At 61.0% G+C, this 23,086-nt stretch carries 20 protein-coding genes; 10 read left to right on the top strand and 10 right to left on the bottom strand.

All coding sequences use genetic code 11. From position 1 onward, the window contains the following. Window positions 1-19: 19 nt before the first annotated feature. From AC2FM5_RS00615 to AC2FM5_RS00625, 3 genes are all read right to left on the bottom strand, one after another. Complete coding sequence (locus AC2FM5_RS00615; protein WP_170357695.1) at window positions 20-829, bottom strand: glutamate racemase; 810 nt, start codon at window positions 827-829, stop codon at window positions 20-22. An 8-nt stretch (window positions 830-837) separates the two neighbouring features. Next, the gene (locus tag AC2FM5_RS00620) at window positions 838-1,716 is read right to left on the bottom strand and encodes a lysophospholipid acyltransferase family protein (RefSeq protein WP_496733307.1); all 879 of its coding nucleotides are present in this window, start codon (window positions 1,714-1,716) and stop codon (window positions 838-840) included. A 76-nt stretch (window positions 1,717-1,792) separates the two neighbouring features. Then, window positions 1,793-5,212, bottom strand: coding sequence for an indolepyruvate ferredoxin oxidoreductase family protein (locus tag AC2FM5_RS00625; RefSeq protein ID WP_496733308.1), 3,420 nt, complete (start codon window positions 5,210-5,212; stop codon window positions 1,793-1,795). Between the two features lie 169 nt (window positions 5,213-5,381). Between AC2FM5_RS00625 and AC2FM5_RS00630 the strand changes: the two genes are divergently transcribed. From AC2FM5_RS00630 to grxD, 5 genes are all read left to right on the top strand, one after another. Then, window positions 5,382-6,290 (top strand): LysR family transcriptional regulator, encoded by a 909-nt coding sequence (locus AC2FM5_RS00630; RefSeq protein ID WP_093961966.1) that lies wholly within the window; start codon window positions 5,382-5,384, stop codon window positions 6,288-6,290. Window positions 6,291-6,559: 269 nt separating this feature from the next. Then, window positions 6,560-8,812, top strand: a complete 2,253-nt coding sequence (locus tag AC2FM5_RS00635) for a mechanosensitive ion channel domain-containing protein (protein ID WP_496733309.1) — start codon at window positions 6,560-6,562, stop codon at window positions 8,810-8,812. A gap of 196 nt (window positions 8,813-9,008) precedes the next feature. After that, window positions 9,009-11,168 (top strand): phosphoribosylformylglycinamidine synthase subunit PurL, encoded by a 2,160-nt coding sequence (gene purL / locus AC2FM5_RS00640; RefSeq protein ID WP_496733311.1) that lies wholly within the window; start codon window positions 9,009-9,011, stop codon window positions 11,166-11,168. 139 nt (window positions 11,169-11,307) lie between these two features. After that, window positions 11,308-11,544, top strand: a complete 237-nt coding sequence (locus tag AC2FM5_RS00645) for a BolA/IbaG family iron-sulfur metabolism protein (protein WP_093961963.1) — start codon at window positions 11,308-11,310, stop codon at window positions 11,542-11,544. A 382-nt stretch (window positions 11,545-11,926) separates the two neighbouring features. Further along, complete coding sequence (gene grxD / locus AC2FM5_RS00650) at window positions 11,927-12,289, top strand: Grx4 family monothiol glutaredoxin (protein ID WP_170338767.1); 363 nt, start codon at window positions 11,927-11,929, stop codon at window positions 12,287-12,289. Between the two features lie 8 nt (window positions 12,290-12,297). On the opposite strand, the gene AC2FM5_RS00655 is transcribed toward grxD, so the two are convergent. From AC2FM5_RS00655 to AC2FM5_RS00665, 3 genes are read right to left on the bottom strand one after another with little or no spacing between them, the layout of a single operon-like run. Next, window positions 12,298-12,585 (bottom strand): MliC family protein, encoded by a 288-nt coding sequence (locus tag AC2FM5_RS00655; RefSeq protein ID WP_254920121.1) that lies wholly within the window; start codon window positions 12,583-12,585, stop codon window positions 12,298-12,300. 56 nt (window positions 12,586-12,641) lie between these two features. Next, on the bottom strand, window positions 12,642-13,037 hold the full coding sequence (locus AC2FM5_RS00660) for a cell division protein ZapA (protein ID WP_170339348.1): 396 nt from the start codon (window positions 13,035-13,037) through the stop codon (window positions 12,642-12,644). After that, the gene (locus tag AC2FM5_RS00665) at window positions 13,037-13,723 is read right to left on the bottom strand and encodes a hypothetical protein (protein ID WP_496733314.1); all 687 of its coding nucleotides are present in this window, start codon (window positions 13,721-13,723) and stop codon (window positions 13,037-13,039) included. The genes AC2FM5_RS00660 and AC2FM5_RS00665 overlap by 1 nt, the downstream gene beginning before the upstream one ends. A gap of 235 nt (window positions 13,724-13,958) precedes the next feature. Here AC2FM5_RS00665 and tkt point away from each other — a divergent pair, with 235 nt between their 5' ends. Then, window positions 13,959-15,980: a transketolase gene (tkt, locus tag AC2FM5_RS00670; RefSeq protein WP_170371292.1), complete on the top strand. Its 2,022-nt coding sequence runs from the start codon at window positions 13,959-13,961 to the stop codon at window positions 15,978-15,980. Window positions 15,981-16,037: 57 nt separating this feature from the next. Here tkt and AC2FM5_RS00675 read toward each other — a convergent pair whose 3' ends face one another. Then, entirely contained in the window at window positions 16,038-17,009 is a 972-nt protein-coding gene (locus tag AC2FM5_RS00675) for a DUF808 domain-containing protein (protein ID WP_170439347.1), read from the bottom strand. 182 nt (window positions 17,010-17,191) lie between these two features. Here AC2FM5_RS00675 and gap (AC2FM5_RS00680) point away from each other — a divergent pair, with 182 nt between their 5' ends. The 3 genes from gap (AC2FM5_RS00680) to gap (AC2FM5_RS00690) all read left to right on the top strand — a co-directional run bounded on the left by gap (AC2FM5_RS00680) (window position 17,192) and on the right by gap (AC2FM5_RS00690) (window position 19,505). Next, window positions 17,192-18,193 carry a type I glyceraldehyde-3-phosphate dehydrogenase gene (gene gap / locus AC2FM5_RS00680; RefSeq protein ID WP_170339356.1) on the top strand — a complete coding sequence of 334 codons (1,002 nt, stop codon included), beginning with the start codon at window positions 17,192-17,194 and terminating at the stop codon, window positions 18,191-18,193. A gap of 71 nt (window positions 18,194-18,264) precedes the next feature. Further along, on the top strand, window positions 18,265-18,408 hold the full coding sequence (locus tag AC2FM5_RS00685; RefSeq protein WP_170338780.1) for a hypothetical protein: 144 nt from the start codon (window positions 18,265-18,267) through the stop codon (window positions 18,406-18,408). A gap of 92 nt (window positions 18,409-18,500) precedes the next feature. Beyond that, window positions 18,501-19,505 (top strand): type I glyceraldehyde-3-phosphate dehydrogenase, encoded by a 1,005-nt coding sequence (gene gap, locus AC2FM5_RS00690; RefSeq protein WP_170357677.1) that lies wholly within the window; start codon window positions 18,501-18,503, stop codon window positions 19,503-19,505. On the opposite strand, the gene coaD is transcribed toward gap (AC2FM5_RS00690), so the two are convergent. From coaD to AC2FM5_RS00705, 3 genes are all read right to left on the bottom strand, one after another. Then, window positions 19,497-19,988, bottom strand: coding sequence for a pantetheine-phosphate adenylyltransferase (gene coaD / locus AC2FM5_RS00695; RefSeq protein WP_093961954.1), 492 nt, complete (start codon window positions 19,986-19,988; stop codon window positions 19,497-19,499). The two genes, gap (AC2FM5_RS00690) and coaD, sit on opposite strands and share 9 nt — an antisense overlap. 85 nt (window positions 19,989-20,073) lie before the next feature. Further along, on the bottom strand, window positions 20,074-20,511 hold the full coding sequence (locus AC2FM5_RS00700; protein ID WP_170367047.1) for a CBS domain-containing protein: 438 nt from the start codon (window positions 20,509-20,511) through the stop codon (window positions 20,074-20,076). 61 nt (window positions 20,512-20,572) lie between these two features. Further along, the gene (locus AC2FM5_RS00705; protein WP_170419025.1) at window positions 20,573-21,475 is read right to left on the bottom strand and encodes a LysR family transcriptional regulator; all 903 of its coding nucleotides are present in this window, start codon (window positions 21,473-21,475) and stop codon (window positions 20,573-20,575) included. A 101-nt stretch (window positions 21,476-21,576) separates the two neighbouring features. Here AC2FM5_RS00705 and AC2FM5_RS00710 point away from each other — a divergent pair, with 101 nt between their 5' ends. Further along, window positions 21,577-23,076 carry a CoA-acylating methylmalonate-semialdehyde dehydrogenase gene (locus tag AC2FM5_RS00710; protein ID WP_170357673.1) on the top strand — a complete coding sequence of 500 codons (1,500 nt, stop codon included), beginning with the start codon at window positions 21,577-21,579 and terminating at the stop codon, window positions 23,074-23,076. Window positions 23,077-23,086: the final 10 nt, after the last annotated feature.

The raw sequence follows: 23,086 nt of genomic DNA on the forward strand, positions 1-23,086 counted from the left end.
GGCCGGTCCTTGACCTAAGTCAGGCGGCTTTGAAGGTGATCTGTCGTCGGAGAAATTGCGTTGCCCGGTCACTGACCTTCTGCGGATTGCCTGTGGTCAGGTAACCCGCCTCACCCCCGCCCAGCATATCCGGATGCCGCTGGAGATAATCCGCAAGGCTTTCGGCCACCAGGTCGCCTTGGCTGAACACTTGCACGTCCGGTCCCAACGCTGCCTGAAAGGCTTCGGCCATCAAGGGGTAATGGGTGCAGCCCAAGATCGCAGCCTGCGGTTGCGGCATCTTGCGCTTCAACGCGTCCACATGGCTCCGCACAAGGGCTTCGGCCAGGATCATGTCACCGTCCTCGATGGCATCGACGACGCCACCGCAGGCCTGCGCCTCAACATCGACGCCGATGGCGCGGAACGCCAGTTCACGCTGAAACGCGCGGCTTGCCACGGTTGCCGGCGTGGCAAACAGAGCCACATGTTTGACCGCCACTTCGCGCGGGGGGCTGTTGTCGCCCCACTGGCGCTCGGTCAGCGCCTCGATCAGCGGCACGAACACACCCAGCACGCGCTTGCCCTGCGGCACGCCCTCTTCCTGCATCCGCCGAAGCGCCGCGGCGCTGGCTGTGTTGCAGGCCAGAATCACCAGATCGCAGCCGCGCGACCACAGGTCCTGCACCGCGTTTCGGGTCAGGTTGTAGATATCCTCGGCGTCGCGCACGCCATACGGCGCGTGCGCGCTGTCCGCGTAATACAGGAAATCCACCTCCGGCAGACGTGTCTGCGCGGCGTTCAGGACGGTCAGCCCGCCCAATCCGGAATCAAAGATGCCTACTGCCATTTGCCCCTTCAGGCGCGATGCCGTTCCTCGAATTCATAGCCATAGTCATACGACTTCAGCGGCTTCGGAGACAGCTCATACGTGGCTTTGCGCAAGAAATCCATCATCTTGCGCGTATCGCCGGCCAATGGGTCCAGAACGTCGCGGCCGATGGGCTGCCCCACGACCACATCCACTGGGGTATCGACACGCTTTTTGAACTCTTTGATCAGCAAACCCATGCGCAGCGTCACATGCAGATGGCTGGCGATCTGGAACAGGCGTGAGGTGTGCCCATCAAAGAACAAAGGCACCACGGCGGCATTTGACTTGGCTACCATCCGCGCGGTGAAACCGCGCCAGCCCGGGTCCATCGGGTGCGCGAAGGGTCGGGCCGCCGTGCTGACCGTGCCACCGGGAAAAATCCCTATTGCCCCACCCTGCCCCAGATAATCCAAGGCGGTTTTTCGGGTTTGCAGGTTCAGCCGCATCGCCTCTTTGGACTGATCGAAGGAGATCGGCAGGATGATCCGGTTCAGATCCTCGGCCTTGTGGAACACATGATTGGCCAGAATCCGGAAATCTCCGCGGGTCTGGGACAGCACATGCCCCATCATCAGCCCATCAAGAATCCCGTAGGGGTGGTTGGCGATCAGGATCAGCGGGCCGTCCTTGGGGATGTTTGACAACGCCCCGCCCACCACGTTCAGGCTCAGCCCGTAGCGTTCGACCATGACCGACCAGAAATCACGGCCATTGGCGACCTCGCGCTCGTAACCATCCGCGCGCCGGATCAGACGCAGCCGACCGGTCGTGTTCTCCATCAGTTTGATGACCATGCGCCCACCCCGCGTTTCAGCAGAATGGGCGTAGGAAATGTCCCGAGCGACTTGGCGACGTGATTTCATCACGGGTCTCCGGTGTGGCCGTCATCGGACGGCGCGGACGGGAACCCTACCGCGCCTCCATGACACCGATATGACGTTACTCGGCCGCGGCCCGCGTCTCGGTTCCTCCCTGCCGGATCACGGCCAGAAGTTCCTCGCGCCGCTTGGCGGCCTTGGCTTCGTTGGCGGCCAATACCGGACCGAAACCGCGGATGTCCAGCGGCAACCGCGCCAGCGCGACAATCGCATCGCGGGTGTTGTCATCCAGCTTGGGCAGAACCTCTTTCATGTCCGCCTCATACTGACGGATCAAGGCCCGTTCCATTCGGCGCTCGGCGGTATAGCCGAAGATGTCCAGCGGCGTGCCACGTAGCCCCTTCAGCTTGGCCAGAACCTTCATCGGCCCCAGCAGCCATTCGCTGAATTGCCGTTTGCGCGGACGCCCGTCCGGCCCTTTGCCCCCCAGGATCGGCGGAGCAAGGTGGAAGGTCATCTTGATGTCGCCGTCGAATTCGGCGGCGGCCTTGTCGCGGCTGTCCAGCAGCAGGCGGGCCACCTCGTATTCGTCCTTGTAGGACAACAGCTTGTGATACCCACGCGCGACTGCATCCCGGACCTTCGGGTCTTCGATCGACTCGACCAGCTTGAGATAGCGCCTGGACAGCCGTTTGCCCTGATAGGCAACCAGATGATCGGCCCGGAAGGCGATGGCCTGCTCGGGCGTCTTGGGCAATTCGGTCACCGTGGGGGTCACGATGCGCGCCACTTCCTCGGGGTGCAAAACCGCCCAGCGGCCGACCTCGAAGGCGCGCTTGTTGCGCTCGACCGCCGCGCCGTTCAGCTCGATTGCGGTCATGATCGCCTCGTGGCTCACCGGTAGCAGCCCGCGCTGCCACGCCGCACCGAACACCATCATGTTGGAATAGATCGAATCGCCCATCACCGCGCGTGCCAACTCGGTCGCGTCGAACAGGGCCAGACCGTCCTTCAGCCGCGCCTCCAGCGCCAGTTCCAGCCGGTCGACCGGAATGTGGAACTCGGTGTTGCGGGTGAAATCGCCGGTGATGATCTCGTGGCTGTTGACCACCGCGCCGGTCTGACCAGTGCGCGTCAGGCCCAGCGTCTTGGCCCCGGCCGACACCACGAGGTCACCGCCGATCAGCGCATGCGCCTCGCCGGTGGCCACGCGAATGGCGCTGATATCTTCGGGCTTGTTGGCCAGGCGACAGTGGATATGCACCGCGCCCCCCTTCTGCGCCAGCCCGGCCATTTCCATCATGCCCGCGCCCTTGCCGTCGATCTGCGCGGCCTGCGCCAGAACCGCCCCGATGGTCACGACGCCGGTGCCGCCGACGCCGGTGATGACCACGTTGTGCGTGCCGTCGATCCGCGGCAGAACCGGTTGCGGCAGATGGGGGATGTCGATCTCGGTGGTGGCTTCCTTGCGGATCTTGGCGCCTTCCAGCGTGACGAAGGACGGGCAGAACCCGTTGAGGCACGAGAAATCCTTGTTGCAGCTGGACTGGTCGATCGCCCGCTTGCGGCCCAGTTCGGTTTCCTTGGGCACGATCGAGACACAGTTCGACTGCACCCCGCAATCGCCGCAGCCCTCGCAGATGTCCGAGTTGATGAACACCCGCTTGTCCGGATCGGGGAAGGTTCCGCGCTTGCGGCGGCGGCGCTTCTCGGCGGCACAGGTCTGGACGTAGACGATGACCGACACGCCTTCGATCTCGCGGAACTTGTTCTGAACCGCCATCAGCTCGGCCCGTTCGTGGGTTTCAACGTCGCCGGGCAGCGCCTTGAAGTTCACGTCTTCCTTCTCGTCATAGACGACGGCCACATGCTGGACGCCCATGGCCTTGACCTCGCGCACGATGCGCTCGGCGGTCAGATGGCCCTCGTTCTCCTGCCCTCCGGTCATGGCGACCGCGTCGTTGAACAGGATCTTGAAGGTGATGTTGGTTCCGGCCGCCAGCGCCGCCCGGATCGCCTGCACGCCCGAGTGGTTGTAGGTGCCGTCGCCCAGGTTCTGGAACACGTGTTTCGTGGTCGAGAACGGCGCCTCACCGATCCAGTTGGCGCCTTCGCCGCCCATCTGGGTAAAGCCGGTAGTCTCGCGATCCATCCACTGCACCATGTAGTGACAGCCGATCCCGGCATAGGCCCGGCTGCCCTCCGGCACTTTGGTCGAGCTATTGTGCGGACAGCCCGAGCAGAAATACGGCAGCCGCGTCGCGATCTCCTGCGCGTTGTCGTTGCGGCGCGCCTCTTGCAGGCTGGCCAGTCCGGCGCGGATACCCTCGGTTTCGCGGCCTTCTTCGATGAAGATCCCGCCCAGCTTTTCGGCGATCATGATCGGATCAAGCGCGCCGCGGGTCGGGAACAGCTCTTCGCGGTGCAGCGTGCCTGCCCCGCCCTTGTACCAGCCGTACACGCGACGTCCGCGACGGTCGTCAAAGATCGCCTCTTTGACCTGCACTTCGATCAGCTTGCGCTTTTCTTCGACGATGATGATCAGGTCCAGCCCCTCGGCCCAATCATGGAACCCCTTCATGTCCAACGGGAAGGTCTGGCCGATCTTGTAGGTGGTGATCCCAAGCCGTACGGCCTCGGCCTCGTCGATGTTCAGTAGCGACATGGCGTGGACCAGGTCCAGCCAGTTCTTGCCCGCCGCGGCAATGCCGATCTTGGCGCCCGGCTTGCCCCAGACCCGCCGGTCCATCCGGTTGGCGTGTGAAAACACTTCGGCTGCGAACCGCTTGTAGTCGATGATCCGCGCCTCTTGCAGGTGCGGCGTGTCGCCCAGCCGGATGTTCAGCCCGCCCTCGGGCATGTCGAATTCCGGCGTCACCAGTTGCATCCGGTCGGGCCGGCCATCCACGACCGAGGTCACCTCGATCGTGTCCTTCATCGTCTTGAGGCCGACCCAGACCCCGGCAAACCGGCTGAGCGCAAAGCCGTAGATTCCATAATCAAGGATTTCCTGCACCCCGGCCGGACTGACGACAGGCATGTACATATCGACCATCGACCATTCCGACTGATGCAGCACGGTCGAGCTTTCGCCCGTGTGGTCGTCGCCCATCGCCATCAGAACGCCACCATGATTGGCGGTTCCGGCCATGTTGGCGTGACGCATCACATCGCCCGACCGGTCCACACCCGGCCCCTTGCCGTACCACAGGCCGAACACGCCATCATATTTGCCGTCGCCGCGCAGACCGGCCTGCTGGCTGCCCCACAGGGCTGTGGCGGCCAGGTCCTCGTTCAGACCGTATTGAAAGGTCACATCGCACTCGGCCAGTTGCTTTTCGGCGCGCGACATTTGAAGATCGACCGCACCCAGCGGAGACCCCCGGTATCCGGTGACCAAACCGGCAGTGTTTAGACCCGCGGCGGCATCGCGGGCCTTCTGCATCATCATCAGACGCACAAGCGCCTGCGTGCCATTCAAAAGCACCGGGCTTTTGGTCAGATCGAAACGGTCATTGAGCGAAATCTTTGGCTGACTCATCAGACGCCTCCCCACGTCGGAATAGTGTGCTGCATTTGACGTCATTTTAGGTCATAATTTCTGACCTGTATACAAAATTCCCCCTGTTCTGTAACGATTTCCCCGTTTGAATATGGAATTTGTTACCTCTTTCATATAGGGCTGCCAAAGGATAACGAAAGTTGCGACGATGAATTGGGACAAGCTCAGAATATTTCACGCGGTAGCTGACGCCGGCAGCCTGACGCATGCCGGAGACAAGCTGAATCTGTCCCAATCCGCCGTCAGCCGTCAGGTTCGCGCACTTGAGGAATCGCTGGGTGCCACACTGTTCCACCGCCACGCCCGCGGTCTGATTCTGACGGAACAGGGCGAGTTGCTGTTCGATGCAACAACGGCCATGTCCAAGCGTCTGGACGCTGCCGCGGCGCGAATCCGCGACAGCGAGGATGAGGTCTTTGGAGTCCTGCGGGTCACCACGACTTTTGGCTTCGGGACCCTGTGGCTGGCGCCGCGTCTGCCCAAGCTGTATGAGCAGTATCCGGACCTGAATATTGACCTGATGCTCGAAGAACGTGTGCTGGATCTTCCGATGCGCGAAGCGGATGTCGCGATCCGGATGAAGGAGCCCAGTCAGGCCGATCTTGTCCGCAAGCGTCTGATGACCGTTCGAATGATGTTGTATGCGACCAAGACCTACCTGGATTCGCACGGCGGTGCGCCCCAGACGCTGGAGGATATTTCGAAACACCGCCTGATCTGTCAGACCCCTGCCGCACCCCAGGTTGGCGTTGGCGCGTCGATGGTCAGTCACCTTATGACCTACGAACCCAGCTCACTGCTGACGGTGAACAACTACTTTGGTGTTCTGCAGGGTGTCCTCAATGACCTCGGAATTGGCGTCCTGCCCGACTACGTGACCGAGGATTTCCCTGACCTGGTCCCGATCCTGTCCGACATCGAGACGGCGAATGTGCCGGTATATTTGGCCTATCCTGAAGAACTGAGGCACTCAAAACGGGTCGCAGCGTTCCGAGATTTTGTTCAGGATGAAATCATTGCGCATCGCAAGCAGCTGAAACATCTGGGAAAACTGTAGCTATGCACTCGCGGCATAGCGGACATGCCCTCAATGCGCCCAAAAAACCTTGATCGTTCACAGAGTGATCCCTAAATGAGCACTCGAAGGCGATGATGCTGAAACGCTCATCATCTTCATACCTCCCTGTTGGACTACGGCCGAGCTTAGTGCTCGGCCTTTTTTTTGGCCTGCACCCCGGCGCGCGGTGCCAAATCGTTTGGAATTATTTTACCAACGGGCCTATGATCGCGAAAAACCATAATATTTCGTGTTCGAGGACAAAGTTTATGACCAGCCTACTCCGCCTGTTTTTGATGGCGTTGGTATCCGTCACGTTCCTGGCCCGGCCAAGCATGGCCCAGAGCACCAGCGAATCCACTACCACCCATGTCACCATCCCAGAAGATCTGACCCCTGAACAGGTCGACGATCTGGTGGCGCGAATGTCTGACGATCAGGTCCGGGCCATTCTGCTGGAACGGCTTGATGCGGTCGCGGCGAAACAGGCCCAAACGCAGACTACCCGTAAGGGGCTGCTGCAAACGATCTCATCCTCGGCGGGCGACATGGCTGCGTCTTGGCTGGATGTGATCCGCAAGGTTCCGCTACTGGTTTCGGCTCAGGTCGAAGCCTTCAGCAATTTCGGAAACAAGTTTGGCGCAAGCGGTCTGGCAACCCTGTTCGGGTTCACCTTCCTGGCGCTTGCAATCGGGTATGCCGCAGAAACCGCGGTTGGCCTTTGGACACGCCGTTGGATCAAAGTCGTCGATGGGGATGCTTCGACCAACCTAAAAGGCGCGGTTGTCTTTTTGTTCAAGCGCTTCTGCGTCGAGTTTCTGGGCCTGCTTGTCTTTTATTACACGCTGGTTTTCGTCGGGCGTCGATTGCTGGACGAACAGCAAATTGCCCAGGCGGCACCGTTCGTATTCTTCCTGATCTGGTTCCCCCGCCTGGGAGCCGCGATTTCCCGTTTCATTCTGGCCCCGAAGCAGAGCAACTTGCGCCTGGTCAACGTGAATGACAAATGGGCAAAATACCTGCATCGGAACCTGATCGGCCTGTTCCTGCTGATCGGGTTCACACTGTTCATCCTGGATTTCAATGCGATGAATGGCGTGATGCCGGGTGAATCGCGCCTTGGTTTCTGGCTGAACACCGCCATCCACATCTATGTCGGTGTCATTGCTTGGACGGCCCGCAACGGTCTGACCGACATGATGCGTGGTTCCGATCCGGATCGTACGCATTTCGACGAAGAAGTCGCCCGCTACTATCCGTATTTTGCGATCGCCGTGTCGGCGGGTACCTGGCTTTTGGTCGAGTTCCTCGCCGCTCAGCGTAATCCGGCCGTGTTTGCCCTTCTGGCCGAGGGCGCGCATTTCGTCACGATGTTCTGGCTGTTGATCGCACCGGCGCTCGACACGCTGATCCGAGGGCTGACCCGGCACCTGCTGCCGCCGATGATGGGCGATGGTCCAATCGCGGAACGTGCCTACAAATCGACCAAACGCAGCTACATCCGCATCGGACGCGTTCTGGCCGGCATTCTGGTCATTCTGATGATTGCGGATGCCTGGAATCTGGACCTGCAGGATATTGCGGGCGGGGACTCGGAAACCGGCAGCAAACTGGTTCAGTTCTTCATCATCATCGCAATCGGCTACATCCTGAACGAGGTGGTCTCGCTCTGGATCAACCGCCGGCTTGCCAAAGAGCAAACAGCTTCGGAGCAGAGCCCCGATGAGGAAGCCGGCGAAGGCGGCGGTGTCGGCGGCTCGCGCCTGGCCACGGTTCTGCCTTTGCTGCGCGTGACTGCTCAGGTGGCCATCGCGGTGATCTTCGCCTTGCTGGCGTTGGGCGCTCTGGGCTTGGACATCACGCCGCTTCTGGCTGGTGCCGGTATCCTGGGTCTGGCCATCGGCTTTGGTGCGCAGAAACTGGTCTCGGACATCGTGGGCGGCATCTTCTTCCTGATCGACGATGCTTTCCGCGTGGGTGAATATGTCGATGTGGGTGGCACCACCGGCACGGTAGAGAAGATTTCGATCCGCTCCATGCAGCTGCGCCACCATCGCGGCCCGGTGCATACCATCCCTTACGGTGAGATTCAGAAGCTGACCAACTACAGCCGCGACTGGGTCATCATGAAGCTGAAGTTCACCGTGCCCTTCGATACCGACCCGAACAAGGTCAAGAAGATCTTCAAGAAGATCGGCGCCGAGATGATGGAGGACCCGCTCCACAAGGATGGCTTCCTGCAGCCCTTCAAATCGCAGGGCGTGTTCGACTTTGACGATGTCGGCATGATCATCCGCGGCAAGTTCATGGCCAAGCCCGGCAAGCAGTTCACCCTGCGCAAGGAGATCTTCAACCGGGTCAAGGCCGCCTTCAAGGAGAACGGGATCGACTTTGCCCGCCGTGAGGTGCGCGTCGCCATCCCCGGTTTGGAAGAGGCCGAAAACCTGACCGAACAGCAGAAAGCGGCGATCGGCGCGGCCGCGGCCGACGCAGTGAACAAGAAGGAAGAGCCGCCTCAATAACGGCGGTGGGACAGTGGCGCATGCGCTGCTGTCCCCGTCATTCCGGTGGTGCAACCTGCATTTCCCGGTCGCAGACCGCTGCATTCTGCCAGCAAATAGCGGGTTCCTGTTCGCTGCGCGCTCTTGACCCTTTCCCAAATCGCCCGGTTGCCCTAAAAGGCCCGCAATCCCGGCCACCTTGGAAACAGGACACACGATGCAAGAGCCCGCCATCACACCGGATCTGATTGCCGCACACGGGTTGAAACCCGAAGAATACGACATGATCCTCGAGATTATCGGGCGCGAGCCGACCTTTACCGAGCTCGGCATCTTCTCGGCCATGTGGAACGAGCACTGTTCCTACAAATCCTCGAAGAAATGGCTGCGCACGCTGCCCACCTCGGGCCCTCAGGTGATCTGCGGCCCGGGTGAAAACGCCGGCGTGGTCGATATCGGCGACGGGCAGGCCGTGGTCTTCAAGATGGAAAGCCACAACCACCCCTCATACATCGAACCCTATCAAGGCGCGGCAACCGGCGTGGGCGGTATCCTGCGCGACGTGTTCACCATGGGTGCGCGCCCCATCGCGGCAATGAACGCGCTATCGTTCGGCGAACCCGAACACCCCAAGACCCGCCAGTTGGTCAACGGCGTGGTCGAAGGCATCGGTGGCTACGGCAACTGTTTCGGCGTGCCGACCGTGGGCGGCGAGGTGCGCTTCCACCCGGCCTACAACGGCAACTGCCTGGTGAACGCCTTTGCCGCCGGGCTGGCTGATGCCGACAAGATCTTTTACTCGGCCGCGTCGGGCGTGGGCATGCCCGTTGTCTATCTGGGCGCCAAAACCGGCCGCGACGGCGTGGGCGGTGCCACCATGGCCTCGGCCGAATTCGACGATACGATCGAGGAAAAGCGTCCAACCGTGCAGGTCGGTGACCCCTTCACCGAAAAACGCCTGATGGAGGCGACGCTGGAACTGATGCAGACCGGCGCCGTGATCTCGATTCAGGACATGGGCGCAGCGGGCCTGACCTGCTCGGCCGTTGAGATGGGCGACAAGGGCGGGTTGGGTGTCCGGCTGGACCTGGAAAACGTGCCCCAGCGCGAAGAAAACATGACCGCCTACGAGATGATGCTGTCCGAGTCCCAGGAACGCATGCTGATGGTGCTGAAGCCCGAGCTTGAGGCCGAAGCCCGCGCCGTGTTCGAGAAATGGGATCTGGATTTCGCAATCGTCGGTGAAACCATCGCCGAAGACCGTTTCCTGATCATGCACAACGGCGAAATCAAGGCCGACCTGCCGCTGTCGAAACTGGCCTCGACTGCACCGGAATACGACCGCCCCTGGGTCCCCACCTCGGCGGCCGAAGATCTGGGCGAGGTACCGCAGATCGACCCGATCGACGGGCTGCGTGCGCTGATCTCGTCGCCTAACTACGCAAGCAAGCACTGGGTCTATGAGCAATACGACACCATGGTGATGGCTGACACGGCGCGTACGCCTGGCGTTGGCGCAGGCATGGTGCGCGTGCATGGCACCGACAAGGTGCTGGCCTTCACTTCGGACGTGACCCCGCGATACGTGCGCGCCAACCCCGAGGAAGGCGGCAAGCAGGCCGTGGCCGAAGCCTATCGCAACCTGACCGCCGTTGGTGCCAAACCGCTGGCCACCACTGACAACCTGAATTTCGGCAATCCCGAAAAGCCCGAGATCATGGGCCAGTTCGTCGGTGCCATCCAAGGCATCGGCGCCGCCGTGGCCGCGCTGGATATGCCGATCGTCTCGGGCAACGTGTCGCTCTACAACGAAACCGACGGTCAGGCGATCCTGCCCACACCGACCATCGGTGCCGTCGGCCTTTTGCAGCACGCCGACGAAATCATCGGCACCGAGGTGCGCGAAGGCCACGTTGCGCTGGTGATCGGCGAAACCAAAGGGCATCTGGGCCAATCCGCCCTGCTGGCCGAGGTCTTCAACCGCGAAGACGGCGACGCCCCGCATGTGGATCTGGATGCGGAAAAGCGCAACGGCGACTTCATCCGGGCCAACCGCGAGATGATCAAGGCCTGTACTGACCTGAGCGATGGCGGCCTTGCACTGGCTGCCTTCGAACTGGCCGAAGCCGCGGGCGTGGGTGTGCATCTTGATGACGCCCCGACCGAGTTCCTGTTCGGTGAGGATCAGGGCCGTTACCTGGTGGCCTGCAACTTCGATCAGGCCGAAGCGCTGATGATTGCGGCGGGCCAGGCTGGCGTGCCGCTGGTTTCGGTCGGTCGCTTTACCGGAGAAACCGTGCGGATCGGAGCGTCCGAAGCTCCTCTGAGTGAACTCTCAGCGATGTATCGCAGCAGTTTTGCCGAAGCTGTCGCCTGAGCACGACGACGCTGAACCATACTCGGATCCTGCGCTGTTCGATCAGCGCGGGATCTGACTTTTTCAAGGGCGCTGCGCACCCTTGCGCGGGCTTCGGCATCGCTCTACATCTTTGAAAAGACCTTCAGGAGTATCTTAAATGCCAATGAGCGCCCACGAAATCGAACATCTGCTGCGCGAAGCCTTTCCGAATGCGGAAATCCAGGTCGGCGGCACCGATGGCGTACACATGTCCGCCATGGTCGTGGACGAAAGCTTTCGCGGGAAGAACAGGGTACAGCAGCAGCGCGCGGTCTATGCGGCGCTGAAGGGCAAGATGGACGGCCCGGATGGCGAGCTGCACGCGCTGGCGTTGACCACGAAAGTACCCGAGTGATGAGGCTGACGGCGGCCAGTGCCATGCTCACTCTGGTGATGGCACGCGCTGCCTTGTGCATTCCGATGGCATCCGACAATTCGGTCACGTGACATGATCGGTTGGGCTGTCTGGATCGGAATATGTGTCGGCGGGCTGGTAGTTGCCGAGGCTCTGCTCGAAGCCTATCTGAAACGGAACAGAACAAGATGATTGTCGGATATGCGCCCCGACCCAAACGCTTTGAAACGCAGACCGTGGGAAGCCGACGGCGTGACAAAAGTCAATGTAATCGACGAGGTTCATGCGATGAACCAGCGTACTGAACCAAGAAACTGGTGGCGCAGCCGCCGATCGAAATGACCGCCCGACAGACGGACGAACGTAAACAAGGAAACGCGAAATGACCGACGTTAAGACCCAGATCGACGAGACCGTCAAAAGCAACGATGTGGTGCTGTACATGAAGGGCACCAAAGAAATGCCGCAGTGCGGATTTTCATCTCGGGTGGCCGGTGTTCTGAACTATATGGGTGTCGAATACACCGACGTGAACGTTCTGGCGGACGAAGAAATCCGCCAGGGCATCAAGGACTATTCGGACTGGCCGACCGTGCCTCAACTCTACGTCAAAGGCGAATTTGTGGGTGGTTGTGATATCATCACGGAAATGACCCTGTCAGGAGAGCTGGACACGCTATTCGATGAAAACGGTGTCGCCTACAACAAGGAAGCCGCTGACAAGATTCGCGAGGCAAACGCCTGATCAGCCGCTCAGCGGCTGACACAGTCTTTCAAAATATCGGTTTCGTCGGTGGCTCCGGCCGCCGCGAAACTGACCATCGCGTTCCAGCCTTTCGACCGCAGGGTATACGTCCCCTGCCCGTTCACCGACTCGTAACGGATACCCGAGCCGCTCTGGACTTGGCGCAACGCAATCAACTGACCATCGACGATCATCGCCGCAGCCCCTTCACCGTCGGAGGGGTTGAAGTATGTCACGGGCAGCTCAACGCCATTTTCGCAGGTGAAGGTCACAGATAGGATGTCAATCTGTGCCAATGCCGGACCCGAGACCGCCCCGACCAACGCCGCCAGGCACAAACTCCGCAAATGTGTCATCTCGCGTTCTTCTCTTCGATCACCGAGGCCAGCGCCTCGGCTCGCGCCGCCATCTCTGCAAGTGTGTCGGTAACCGAGGGCGGGACAACGGCCACTTCGATCCGTTCTGGTTCTGGCGCGGGCGCACTGCGCATACGCTCCAATTCGCCTTCAACTTCGGCCAGCTTCGCCTCGAGTGTCTTGATGCGATCCTCGGTGGCCGCCGCTTTGTCGGCCAGCATAAGCCCCGCCATCAACAGCATCCGCGACTCGGGCATACGGCCAATCTGGTCGGCCATCACCTGGGCCTCATCATCCAGCATCTTCGCGGCTGCGTGCAGAAACGGTTCCTCGCCGTCCTGGCAGGAAACCTCAAATCCGCGCCCGCCAATATGAATGGTAACCTCGGGCATTACTCTACCTCTCCTTCGGCCAGGTTGGCATGGGTCAGCAATGGCTCGAGCCGCGCCAGAACCGCGTGAGCCTCGGCCGCGTCGGTGGCGCGGGCGGCCCGGGTGGCCTCCAGCTCGGCCACGGTTGCCTTGTTCAGAAGCTCGGCATCGGGAACGCCGTCCTCAGCAGCCGTGCGCAACTCGTCGACCGCTTCGCGCAATTGGTCATTTGCCTTGCGCAAGCGCTGAAGGTCGTCATCAAGCCGCGACATGGCTGCGCCGTGGCTGGCGCGTTCGGCCCGCAGCATTTCCAGTTCGGCATTCAATTCGGGGATACGCTCTGAATCCTCCAGCTGCCGCCGCAATTCGGAGATCTCGGCCTTCAGCGCTGCAACTTCGTCCTGATTTTCCAGCGCGGCCTTGGCTTCGGACAGTTCGGCACGCGCGGCCTCGACGGTGGCCAGTTTGGCATTGGACTCGCCCAACTGGGCGCGCAAAGCGTCGATTTCCTGATCATGCCGCTCTTTCAGAGACTTCAGGCGCTCTTCCAATTGCGCATTGGCCAGCTTTTCCTCATCCAGGGCGGCGCGCAATTGTCCATCTTCGCTGCCCGCGACCGGACCCGCCGATTGCAGCGCCTCGATCCCGGTGCCAATCCGATACATCGCGGCCATGATGCGTCGCTGTAAGTCTTCGATCTGGCTCATTGCCCCTGTCACCTCTTTACCAAGGTTCGTTCTGTTTTTCCGATGGCCGAATCAATACGGCTCGTACCGGTACTTAGTCTAACGGAATGTTCGCCAAAATACCCACTCTTTGCTTTCAAAGGCTTGAGCAACACTCTTGAAGCGATGGCAATGCGCCGCGCCGGGTTCCGCTTGCACTTTGGGGGGTGGATGGTATTCAGCCCGCAATCTGCCGTAATCCAAAGGAACAACACCCGTGGACCTGACTGCGCTGCGCAATGCCAACCCTGAACACTGGGCGAAGGCTGCGGCCATTCGCACCCTGACCCTTGATGCTGTCGCCGCCGCCAATTCCGGCCATTCCGGAATGCCGATGGGCATGGCCGACGTCGCGACCGTGTTGTTTGAAAAACACCTGAAATTCGACGCCTCGGCCCCAAACTGGCCCGACCGCGACCGGTTCATCCTGTCGGCCGGCCATGGCTCGATGCTGATCTATTCCCTGCTCTACCTGACGGGCTACAGCGCAGTTACTCTGGACGAGATCAAGAACTTCCGCCAACTGGGCGCGAAGACCGCCGGCCACCCGGAAAACTTCCTGATTGATGGTGTTGAAACCACCACCGGTCCTCTTGGGCAAGGAATTGCCAACGCCGTCGGTTTTGCGATGGCCGAAGAAATCCAGCGGGCCCATTACGGCAAAAAGGTTGTCGACCACTACACCTATGTGATCGCCGGTGACGGCTGCCTGATGGAAGGTGTCAGCCAGGAGGCCATCACCTTGGCCGGTCGGCACGAGCTCAGCAAGCTGATCGTGTTCTGGGACAACAACAACATCACCATCGACGGCACCGTGGATATTGCCGACCGTACTGATCAGGTGCGCCGGTTCGCCGCTTCGGGCTGGCATGTGATCGAGATTGACGGCCACGACCCCAAGGCCATCGATGCGGCGATTGTGCAGGCAAAAGCGTCGAAGAAACCGACCATGATCGCCTGCGAAAGCCACATCGCGCTGGGGCATGCCGCGCAGGATACCTCGAAAGGTCACGGCGCATTGACGGATGCCGAACAGCTGCAGGCCGCCAAGGATGCATATGGCTGGCCGCACGGACCGTTCGAAATTCCGACCGAGGTGAAATCCGCGTGGGAAGCAATCGGCGCGCGTGGCGCAATGGAACGGAAGGCGTGGGAAGAACGTTTTGCCCAACTGTCCGAGCGCAAGCAGGCCGAGTTCAACCGCGCCTACGCGTTCGAGGCGCCGAAGAAGCTGGCTGGCGCCATCCGTGCATTCAAAAAGCAGGTTTCCGAGGATCAACCCAAGCTGGCCACCCGCGCCTCGTCGGAAAAGGTGCTGAACGTCGTGAACCCGATCATGACCGAGACGGTCGGCGGTTCGGCGGACCTGACCGGGTCGAACAACACCAAATCAGCCGATATGGGCGTGTTCTTGCCGGAAAACCGCAAGGGCCGCTATATCCACTACGGCATCCGTGAACACGGCATGGCCGCGGCGATGAACGGCATGGCGCTGCATGGCGGCATCCGCCCCTATGGCGGCACCTTCATGGCCTTCACCGACTATGCGCGTCCGTCGATGCGTCTGGCCGCTCTGATGAAGATCCCCAGCGTTTTCGTGATGACCCATGACTCGATCGGTTTGGGCGAAGACGGCCCGACGCACCAACCGGTCGAGCATCTGGCGATCTCGCGCGCGACGCCGAACACCTATGTGTTCCGCCCCGCCGACACCGTCGAGACCGCCGAGGCCTGGGAACTGGCGCTGACCTTCAAGGACAGCCCCTCGGTTCTGTCGCTGACCCGTCAGGGCGTTCCGACCTTGCGCACTCAGCACAAGGCCAAGAACCTGACCGCCCAGGGCGCCTATGTTCTGGCCGAGGCCGAGGGCAAGCGTCAGGCGATCCTGATCGCCACCGGGTCCGAGGTGTCGCTGGCCATGGAGGCCAAGGCGATGCTCGAGGCCGAAGGGATCGGCACCCGCGTCGTTTCGATGCCCTGCATGGAGCTGTTCGCCGAGCAGGACGAAGCCTATCGCAAGAAGGTCCTGCCCGCCGGCCCCGTCCGCGTCGGTATCGAGGCCGCCGTCCGTGCCGGCGGCTGGGACCGCTGGCTGCTGGGCGAGCGTGGCCGCGAGGCCAAGGCCGGTTTCATCGGCATGTCGAGCTTTGGCGCGTCCGCTCCCGCAGGCGAACTGTACAAGCATTTCGGCATCACCGCCGAGGCGACGGTTGCCAAGGTCAAGGAATTGCTGGGCTGATCCAGCCGATCCGAGCAATCAAAGGGCGGCCATCGTGCCGCCCTTTTCTTTTGGGCCTCAATGGTCGGCTGTCTGCTCTGCCTTTTTGGGCCACAGCGGTGCGATGACCTTGGTCGCCAACGGGATCAGAACGAACCCCCAGGCCAGCCCGAACACGCCGTCCATCGCAGCCTTGCTGATCCACTCCACCGCGCCGGCCCATTGATCGGACACGGCATGACCGGCCGCATAAGCCCAATCGTGGATGTGGTGGCCGAGCCAGCCAAAGCCCAGCACCTCAAGCCCATGGATCATGATCGAGCCGCCGACCCACAGCATCGCCGCCGTGCCCACGACTGACAGGGTCTTCATGACCTTTGGCATCGCCTTGACCAGCCCGCGACCCAGCCCGCGGCCAATCGGTGTCGGCGCGTTCTTGGCGAGATAAAGCCCGACATCATCCATTTTGACGATCAACGCGACCGAGCCGTAGACGGCCACCGTAACACCGATCCCCACCACAGCCAGCGTTGCGGCCTGCATCCAGACATTCGGGGCCTCGATGGCAGAAAGAGCGATGGTCATGATTTCGGCGGACAGGATGAAATCGGTCTTGATCGCGCCCTTGATCTTCTGCTCCTCCAGATGACCCGGATCGCGCACACTCATGTCTTCTTCGATCACGTGGCTGCCATGCGGGAACAGCACGTGAAAAATCTTCTCGGCGCCCTCGAAACACAGGTATGACCCGCCGATCATCAGCAAGGGCGTTATCAGCCACGGCGCGAAGTTCGCCAGCAACAGCGCCACAGGCAGCAGCAGAATGACCTTGTTGAACATCGACCCGCGCGCGATGCGCCAGATGATCGGCAACTCGCGCGCTGGAGCAAACCCTTGGACGTATTTCGGCGTGACGGCCGCGTCGTCGATGATCACGCCCGCTGTCTTGGCCCCCGCCTTGCCGGCCGCCGCCGCCACATCGTCGACCGAGGCCGCCGCCACTTTGGCGATTCCCGCCACATCGTCCAACAGGGCCAGCAAACCGCTCATACCGCATCCTTTCCGTTCATCCGTCGCACTTTGGACCCTAACCGATCCGACAGCTAGCGCAAGCGTTAGCGCAACCACACCAAGTTTGCGCTAACACATTGCAAATATGGTATTTTCTATCTTTTTAGATGGACCGATCATCGCTATATCGCCCGGAACACAAGCGGATTTGGAGACGTCACATGACCATCAAGGTCGGCATCAATGGTTTTGGCCGCATCGGCCGCTGTACCCTGTCGCACATTGCCGCGTCAGGCCGCAACGACATCGAAGTGATCAAGGTCAACGCCACCGGACCGCTTGAAACCTCGGCGCATCTGCTGAAATACGACAGCATCCACGGCCGCTTTCCGCGCGACGTCTCGATCAGCGGCAACACGATGGACCTGGGTCGCGGGCCGATGCAGATGTTCTCGACCTACGACATGAACGAGCTGGACTGGGAAGGCTGTGACGTCGTTCTGGAATGCACCGGCAAGTTCAACGACGGGCTGAAGGCGAAAACACACCTTGAACGTGGCGCTCAAAAGGTTCTGCTGTCGGCTCCGGGCAAGAACGTGGACAAAACGATCGTGTTCGGCGTCAACCACAACAGCCTGACCGCCAACGACAGGATGGTGTCGAATGGCTCGTGCACCACGAATTGCCTTGCCCCGCTTGCCAAGGTTCTGGACGAAGGCATCGGCATCGAAAACGGCATCATGACCACGATCCACGCCTATACCGGCGACCAGCCCACGCTGGACCGCCGCCACAGCGACCTGTACCGCGCCCGCGCCGCCGCCATGTCGATGATCCCCACCAGCACCGGTGCCGCCAAGGCGCTGGGCGAGGTTCTGCCGAACCTCAAGGGGCGCCTGGACGGTTCGGCCATTCGCGTGCCCACGCCGAACGTGTCCGCCGTCGACCTGACCTTCCGCGCCGCGCGCGAAGTGACCGTCGACGAAGTCAACGCCATCGTCGCCGAGGCCGCCAAGGGGCCGATGCAGCGCGTCCTGGGCTATGAACCCGCCCCCCTGGTGTCGACCGATTTCAACCACACCGAGGAAAGCTCGATCTTCGCGCCCGACCAGACCCGCGTCGTGGACGGCCGTATGGTTCGCGTGCTGGCGTGGTACGACAACGAATGGGGCTTCTCAGTACGCATGGCCGATGTGGCCGTCGCCATGGGACGGCTTAACTGATCTCATCAAGACCGCTTGAACCGCGTCGCCCGCTCAGGTTATCTGGGCGGGCTTTTTTGTTCGGAGCAGCAATGACAAACCAAATCGCGATCTGGCTGGGAGTCCTCATCCTTGGTGGTCTGATGCTGGATTTCGCGCTGTTTGGAACCGAGCACCTCCTGTTCCTCGGCAAGAAGTTCTACGACTTTCTCGACTGGGTCGCGTTCTGGCGCTGACAGAGGTTTTGCTTGACATTTTCGCCTTACTGCCTTTGTTAGCGCTAACTGATTTCAATCGCGGCTTAGCGGCCATTCAGACGGAGCGCGACATGACACTCAAACTTGCAATCAACGGATTTGGACGGATCGGGCGCGGTGTCCTGCGCGGCCTGATGGAAAGCGGTCGTACGGATGTGCAGATCGTCGCGATCAACGACCTCGCCAAGCCTGAAATGAATGCGCATTTGTTTGAGTTCGACAGCGTGCATGGCCGCTACACCAAGCCGGTCACCCTGACCGAGGCCGGGCTGGACGTAGGCGCCGGCCCGATCCGGTTGACCAGCGAGCGCGACCCCGAGGCGCTTGATTGGTCGGACGTCGACGTGGTTCTGGAATGCACCGGCGTGTTCCGCACGCGCGAAGCTGCATCTCGCCATTTCAAGAACGGCGCGAAAAAGGTTCTGATCTCGGCGCCGGCGCGCGGGGATGGCGAGGTTAAAACCGTGGTGTTCGGCGTGAACGACCACGAGCTGACCGCCGCCGACACCGTGGTTTCCAACGCATCCTGCACCACCAACTGCCTGTCGCCGGTCGCTGCCGCGCTGGATGCTGGCCTGGGTATCGTGCACGGCAACATGACCACGGTACACGCCTATACCGCCAGCCAGCCGGTGCATGACACCGCCGGCAAGGACCCGTACCTGTCGCGCGCGGCTGCCCTGTCAATGATCCCGACCACCACTGGCGCCGCCTCGGCTGTGGGGCTGGTTCTGCCGCAACTGCAGGGCAAGCTGACCGGTCAAGCGATCCGGGTTCCCACCCCCAACGTCTCGGTCGTCGATCTCGTGGTCGAGGTATCGCGCCCCACCACCGAAGACGAGGTCAACGCCCTGTTCACCGAGGCAGCGGCCAAGATCCCGACCGTTCTGGCCGCGGAAACCCGCCCGTTGATCTCGATCGATTTCAACCACGATTCCCACAGCTCGACCGTGTCGCTGGCCGAAACCAAAGTGACCGACGGCACGCTGGTTCGCGTTCTGGCCTGGTACGACAATGAGTGGGGTTTCTCGAACCGGATGCTGGACACCGCTGCCGCGATGGGCGCCCTAGCCTAACCGCTCTTTCAGCGCGATATTGACCTGGGGCGTGACGAATTTCGACACGTCCCCACCCAGCCGGGCGATTTCCTTGACCAGCTTCGAGGCGATCGCCTGGTGTCGAGCTTCGGCCATCAGGAACACGGTCTCGATCGAATCGTCGAGCGCCCGGTTCATCCCAACCATCTGAAATTCATATTCGAAATCGGCAACAGCACGCAGGCCGCGTACGATGATCTGCGCCCCTACGTCCCGGGCGCAGTCTATCAGCAGGTTTTCGAACGGATGCGCAACAATTTCAGTGCCGGTCTGTTCGGTCAGGTAGGCGCATTCCGCCTCAATCATGGCCACCCGCTCTTCGAGCGAGAACAACGGACCCTTGTCGCGGTTGATCGCGACGCCAATCACCAGCTTGTCGACCAGCATGGCTGCCCGGCGGATGATATCTATATGACCCATGGTGATGGGGTCAAAGGTTCCCGGATATAATCCAACCCGCATCGCGCCCTCCTGAGCAATAAAATTTCTGCGCAAGCAAACACAAGTTTTCCGCAGCTGCAAGAGGCCGCAATGCCGTCAGATGGGGCTAGTGCCCCATGATCATGCCCTGCAGGGCATCTTTTTCCATGGCCAGTTCGGACAATTGCGCTTTTACGACGTCGCCCAGAGTGACGATCCCAATCAGTTTGCCATCTTCGACAATCGGCATGTGGCGGAACCGACCTTCGGTCATGCGAGCGAGAACGTCCTGCACCTTGTCCTGTTGGGTGGCGGTCACCAGTTTCTTGGTCATGTAGGCGCTGACCGGCTGTGTCAGGCACCCGCTGCCACTAGCGGCCAATTCCCGCACGATATCGCGTTCCGAGAGGATGCCGGCTGCGGTTTCGCCATCGTCCTCCGATACGATCACCGTACCAATGCGCTTATCGGCCAGAATCTTTGCCGCCTCGGACACGGTCATCGAAGGCGCCACCGTCACAACCCCGTCCGTCGACTTGGACTTCAGAATGGCCTGTACAAGCATGGGCAATACCTCCGAAATAATTTTCCCGTTTTCCAAAGCGTTGCCCGATTAGATCAACCTGTCAAGCTTGGGCTTCGGCTTCCAGCCGCGCAACTTCGTCGCGAATTCCCCGGCTGAGCGCTTCTGCAAATCGGTTCAACCGTTCGTTGCGTTGATCACCCTGATGGCGAACCAGGTGAAAGCTGCGCGTCAGACTGACTTGATCCGTCAGAATTTTTTTCAGCTGAGGATGGAATGGCAACGTGAAGTCATGCGCGATACACACCCCGGTACCCAGCGAGGCTTGCCGCAACTGCACCGAGACCGAGTTTGATGCAAGTGGGACACGATCAATACCCAGATCGTTGAGATAATCGAGCTCGCGGTCGAAGATCATGTCCGGGATATAACCGATCATGCGGTGACCCTTCAGCTCACCGACCGAGCGAATGGGTCCATGCCGCGAAAGATAGCCGGCTGTTGCCACCATATGCAGCTTGTAGTCGCTGATCTTTTGCACCAGCAGCTTGCCGGCCGTCGGGGCGCTGACGGTGATGGCCATATCCGCCTCGCGGCGCGACAGGTTGATGATCCGCGGCAAGGCCAGGATCTGTATGTCCAGGTCGGGATTCGAGTCGCTGATTTTGGCGCAGACTTGTGGCAGCAGATAGTTGGCGCTTCCGTCCGGAGCACCGATCCGGATTTGACCACTCAGAGACTTGGTCGCGCCTTCCATCGCGCCAGCCGCTGCGCGCATCGCCTCCTCAGCGCCTTGAGCGTGCTCGAACAGTCGCTCTCCGGCGGAGGTCAGTACGTAGCCCTGCGGTGACTTCGTGAAAAGCGGCGCTTTCAGTGCTGCTTCCAACCGGGAAACCCGCCGCCCCACTGTCGCCGGGTCGATCTTTAGTAACCGCCCGGCCGAAGACAGGCTTTCCTCGCGCGCAACCGCCAGGAATACGCGCATGTCATCCCAGTTCGGATCCATCCCCACCCCTGCATTTTTGCAAAACTCTTTTGGGATATTGCCTCTGTTCATGAGATTTATGCAAGCCTATGCTGCGCGCAAATTCAGCGGAGGAGTTTGCGATGCAAGACCTGACCCATTTCATCAACGGCGAATACACGCCCGGCACATCCGGTCGATTTGACGACGTCTACAACCCCGCCACGGGCGAGGTTCAGTACAAATGCCCGATGGCCAGCGCTGCCGAGACGACGGCAGCAATCGAACACGCCGCTGCAGCCCAGCCCGCATGGGGCGCGACCAACCCGCAAAAGCGCGCCCGCGTGATGATGCAGATGGTCCACCTGATGCATCGCGACATGGAAAAGCTGGCCGAAGCGCTGAGCCGCGAGCACGGCAAGACCCTGCCCGACGCCAAAGGCGACCTGCAGCGCGGGCTAGAAGTGATCGAATACTGCATCGGCGCCCCGCAGATGCTGAAGGGTGAATTCACCGACAGCGCCGGCCCCGGCATCGACATGTATTCCATGCGCCAGCCGCTGGGCGTTGTCGCCGCCATCATGCCGTTCAACTTCCCGGCCATGATGCCCTTGTGGCATGTCGGCCCTGCACTGGCCTGCGGCAACGCGGTGGTGCTGAAGCCCTCGGAACGTGACCCATCGGTACCGCTGATGCTGGCCGAACTGTTCGTCGAGGCCGGTCTGCCCAAAGGTGTGTTCCAGGTGGTCAACGGCGACAAGGAAGCCGTGGACACCTTGCTGGACAGCGAGATCATTCAGGGTGTGTCCTTCGTCGGCTCGACCCCCATCGCACAATACATCTATTCGCGCGCCACGGCGAACGGCAAACGTGCCCAGTGTTTTGGCGGGGCCAAGAACCACATGATCGTCATGCCCGACGCCGATCTGGATCAGGCCGCCGACGCGCTGGTGGGCGCCGGTTTCGGCGCTGCCGGGGAACGCTGCATGGCCGTTTCGGTGGCCGTTCCGGTGGGCGAGGAAACCGCCGATGCGCTGATTGAAAAGCTGGTGCCGCGCATCGAGAAGCTGAAGGTCGGTCCCTATACCGCCGGCGACGACGTCGACATGGGGCCGGTCGTGACCGCTGCCGCCAAGGAACGCATCCTGGGCCTGATCAACTCGGGCGTGGAACAGGGCGCGAAGCTGGTGGTCGACAACCGCGATTTCAAACTGCAGGGCTATGAAGACGGTTTCTTTGTCGGCCCCCACCTGTTCGACCATGTCACCCCCGACATGGACATCTACAAGCAGGAGATCTTCGGCCCCGTCCTGTCCACCGTCCGCGCCGGATCGTATGAAGAGGCGCTTAAGCTGGCGATGGACCATGAATACGGCAACGGCACCGCGATCTTCACCCGCGACGGCGACACCGCCCGTGATTTCGCCAGCCGGGTCAATATCGGCATGGTTGGTATCAACGTCCCGATCCCGGTACCGCTGGCCTATCACACCTTCGGCGGCTGGAAGAAATCCATGTTCGGAGACCTGAACCAGCACGGCCCCGACAGCTTCAAGTTCTACACTCGCACCAAGACCGTGACGTCGCGCTGGCCATCGGGCATCAAGGAAGGTGGCGAGTTCAACTTCAAAGCGATGGACTAACACCCTGACT

Source organism: Ruegeria sp. BHSA162 (genome assembly GCF_059613385.1).

Excerpts from the sequence above, each read along its gene's own strand:
- AC2FM5_RS00615 (WP_170357695.1), bottom strand. The coding sequence starts at position 829 with ATGGCAGTAGGCATCTTTGATTCCGGATTGGGCGGGCTGACCGTCCTG.
- AC2FM5_RS00620 (WP_496733307.1), bottom strand. The coding sequence starts at position 1,716 with ATGAAATCACGTCGCCAAGTCGCTCGGGACATTTCCTACGCCCATTCT.
- AC2FM5_RS00625 (WP_496733308.1), bottom strand. The coding sequence starts at position 5,212 with ATGAGTCAGCCAAAGATTTCGCTCAATGACCGTTTCGATCTGACCAAA.
- AC2FM5_RS00630 (WP_093961966.1), top strand. The coding sequence starts at position 5,382 with ATGAATTGGGACAAGCTCAGAATATTTCACGCGGTAGCTGACGCCGGC.
- AC2FM5_RS00635 (WP_496733309.1), top strand. The coding sequence starts at position 6,560 with ATGACCAGCCTACTCCGCCTGTTTTTGATGGCGTTGGTATCCGTCACG.
- purL (WP_496733311.1), top strand. The coding sequence starts at position 9,009 with ATGCAAGAGCCCGCCATCACACCGGATCTGATTGCCGCACACGGGTTG.
- AC2FM5_RS00645 (WP_093961963.1), top strand. The coding sequence starts at position 11,308 with ATGCCAATGAGCGCCCACGAAATCGAACATCTGCTGCGCGAAGCCTTT.
- grxD (WP_170338767.1), top strand. The coding sequence starts at position 11,927 with ATGACCGACGTTAAGACCCAGATCGACGAGACCGTCAAAAGCAACGAT.
- AC2FM5_RS00660 (WP_170339348.1), bottom strand. The coding sequence starts at position 13,037 with ATGCCCGAGGTTACCATTCATATTGGCGGGCGCGGATTTGAGGTTTCC.
- AC2FM5_RS00665 (WP_496733314.1), bottom strand. The coding sequence starts at position 13,723 with ATGAGCCAGATCGAAGACTTACAGCGACGCATCATGGCCGCGATGTAT.
- AC2FM5_RS00675 (WP_170439347.1), bottom strand. The coding sequence starts at position 17,009 with ATGAGCGGTTTGCTGGCCCTGTTGGACGATGTGGCGGGAATCGCCAAA.
- gap (WP_170339356.1), top strand. The coding sequence starts at position 17,192 with ATGACCATCAAGGTCGGCATCAATGGTTTTGGCCGCATCGGCCGCTGT.
- AC2FM5_RS00685 (WP_170338780.1), top strand. The coding sequence starts at position 18,265 with ATGACAAACCAAATCGCGATCTGGCTGGGAGTCCTCATCCTTGGTGGT.
- gap (WP_170357677.1), top strand. The coding sequence starts at position 18,501 with ATGACACTCAAACTTGCAATCAACGGATTTGGACGGATCGGGCGCGGT.
- coaD (WP_093961954.1), bottom strand. The coding sequence starts at position 19,988 with ATGCGGGTTGGATTATATCCGGGAACCTTTGACCCCATCACCATGGGT.
- AC2FM5_RS00700 (WP_170367047.1), bottom strand. The coding sequence starts at position 20,511 with ATGCTTGTACAGGCCATTCTGAAGTCCAAGTCGACGGACGGGGTTGTG.
- AC2FM5_RS00705 (WP_170419025.1), bottom strand. The coding sequence starts at position 21,475 with ATGGATCCGAACTGGGATGACATGCGCGTATTCCTGGCGGTTGCGCGC.
- AC2FM5_RS00710 (WP_170357673.1), top strand. The coding sequence starts at position 21,577 with ATGCAAGACCTGACCCATTTCATCAACGGCGAATACACGCCCGGCACA.